The sequence below is a fragment of the Brevundimonas sp. genome (genome assembly GCF_036399195.1).
Taxonomy (GTDB): Bacteria; Pseudomonadota; Alphaproteobacteria; order Caulobacterales; family Caulobacteraceae; genus Brevundimonas.
This window is the reverse complement of record NZ_DASWNO010000223.1, coordinates 1-2230: the sequence shown is the minus strand read 5'-3', so window position 1 is coordinate 2230 and position 2230 is coordinate 1. Positions and strand designations below refer to the sequence as shown.

The following is a 2230-nucleotide window of genomic DNA, read 5'->3' as shown; positions in this document are numbered from 1 at the left end:
CTCGACATGGATGCGCTGGCTGACGCCATGCGGGCCCGCAAGATGTCGGCGACGGAGGAATTCCAGGCCGGCAAGCCGGCCGAGACCCTGACGCTGGAAGGCGACGACACCGAGAAGGCGCTGATGGATACGCCGATGGGCGGCGACGCCCGCTGATTGGACGGACGGGAACGGTGCGGGGGTCGGGGCGCTCTATGTCCCCGCCCCTGATCCGAGGACACTTCATGCGCCGTTCCCTGCTCTCGATCCTGGCCGCGCTTCTGCCGGCGGCCGCGGCCTGCGCCGACGGCTATACGCCGCAGATGGGACGCGGGCCGGTGGTGGAGCCGGCGCCGCAGACGGCGCGCCAGGTGGTGCCGATCACGCCGCCGCGCAGCGCACGACCCTCCGATCAGATCGAGGCGCGACTGCTGGCCGCCCACAACGTCGAACGTGCCCGTGTCGGCGCCCCGGCGCTGATCTGGAGCGACGACCTGGAAGCCGAGTCGCGCGCGTGGGCCGGCGAACTGATCGCCACCGGCCGGTTCGCCCACGACCCGTCGATGCACGGCCATGGCGAGAACCTGTGGGCCGGCTGGGGCGGGCGCGACTTCACGCCGGAGGAGATGGTCGGCGAGTGGATCGCCAAGAAGGCGCAGTACCGCCCCGGCGTGTTCCCGAACGTCAGCCGCACCGGCAACTGGGTCGATGTCGGCCACTACACCCAGGTGGTCTGGAGCGGCACCACCCATGTCGGCTGCGCCATAGCCTCGCGGGCCGACCGCTCGGTGCTGGCCTGCCGCTACTCGCCGCCGGGCAATATCGACGGCGGCCGGGCGTTCTGAGCTCCTGTCTCCTCCCCATTCATGGGGAGGTGGATCGTCGGCGCAGCCGGCGAGACGGAGGCGGCGACTCCACCGGGTGCCGATTGACGGTTGAGGGTCAGACGCCTGCTCCGCCCCCTCCGTCGCGGCGCTGAGGCGCGCCGCGCTACCTCCCCACAGGTGGGGAGGAGACGGGAGTCCGCGTCAGCTCACATACCCCGCCTGCATCAGCTCGGCGATGTGGACGATGGCGACCGGGCGTTCGGCCTCGACCACCAGCAGGGTGGCGATCTTGTTCTGGGTCATCAGGTCGACGGCGTCGCTCATGCGGGCGTCGGGGCCGATGACCTTGGGCCGCGGGCTCATCACGTCGGCGGCGGTGAGCCCCGACAGATCCCGTGAGAAGGCCCGGCGGATGTCGCCGTCGGTGACGATCCCCGCCAGGGCGCCGTCGGCCGCGAGCACCGCGGCGGCGCCCTTGCGGCCCTCGGTGATGGCGGAGACGACCTCGGCGAACGTGGCGTCCAGCGGCACGGTCGCCGGCGTCGGCGGGCGGTCGCCCATCCAGTCGCGCACACTCTGCAGGCTCATGCCCAGCTTGCCCCCCGGATGGTGCAGGCCGAACGCCTCGGCGGTGAATCCGCGCTGATCCATCAGGACCATGGCCAGCGCATCGCCGAGTGCGAGCGTCATCAACGTCGACGTCGTCGGGGCCAGGTTGTTGGGGCAGGCCTCGGCGACCTGCGGCATCGTCAGGCACACGGCGGACGTGCGACCGAGGAAGCTGTTGGGCCGCTGGGTCATGCCGATCACCGGAATGCCCTCGCGCTGGCAGTAGATCAGCGGGTCGCGCAGCTCGCGGCTCTCGCCCGAGTTGGAAATCGCCAGCAGGGTGACGTCCTTGCGCAGCATGCCGAGGTCGCCGTGGCTCATCTCGGCTGGGTGGACGAAGAAGGCGTTGGTGCCGGTCGAGGCCAGGGTGGCGGCGATCTTGCCGCCGATGTGCCCGGACTTGCCCATGCCCGTAACCACCACATAGCCGGGCCGGGACAGGATGATCTCGCAAGCGCGCGGCAGGCTGTCGTCGAGACCGCTCTGCAGCGCCTGCAGGGCCGCGATGTTCAGGCGGATGACCTCATGGGCGCGGGCGGTCATGGCGGCGACGTCGGACGGAGAAGGGGCCATGCCGCAGGAATTGGCCCATCCCGCCGCGTTTCACAATCGCCCGGCACTCCGCCGAACCGAAGCGCGACGGACTAGCGTGGGGCGATGTTAGGCTGGCGTGTGGCGAGGCCGCGCAGCGATGCGCGTTCTGTGTTGCCGCCCGTCCGGCCGATCTCCTGACAGTGCCGGACCTGGAACCGGTTGAGAGGCCGAACCGGCAGAGGGGGACTTTGGGTTCTGACGTCGCGGGTTATCCACAGGCA

2 protein-coding genes are annotated in these 2230 nt (G+C 70.6%); one reads left to right on the top strand and one right to left on the bottom strand.

Features of this window, described 5'->3' with window-relative positions:
* Positions 1–224: 224 nt before the first annotated feature.
* Positions 225–824 (top strand): CAP domain-containing protein, encoded by a 600-nt coding sequence (locus VGB60_RS09930; protein ID WP_331038103.1) that lies wholly within the window; start codon positions 225–227, stop codon positions 822–824.
* A gap of 183 nt (positions 825–1007) precedes the next feature.
* Here the strand turns inward: VGB60_RS09930 and VGB60_RS09925 are convergent, their stop codons facing one another.
* Complete coding sequence (locus VGB60_RS09925) at positions 1008–1988, bottom strand: KpsF/GutQ family sugar-phosphate isomerase (protein ID WP_331038102.1); 981 nt, start codon at positions 1986–1988, stop codon at positions 1008–1010.
* Positions 1989–2230 lie beyond the last annotated feature (242 nt).

Excerpts from the sequence above, each read along its gene's own strand:
- VGB60_RS09930 (WP_331038103.1), top strand. The coding sequence starts at position 225 with ATGCGCCGTTCCCTGCTCTCGATCCTGGCCGCGCTTCTGCCGGCGGCC.
- VGB60_RS09925 (WP_331038102.1), bottom strand. The coding sequence starts at position 1,988 with ATGGCCCCTTCTCCGTCCGACGTCGCCGCCATGACCGCCCGCGCCCAT.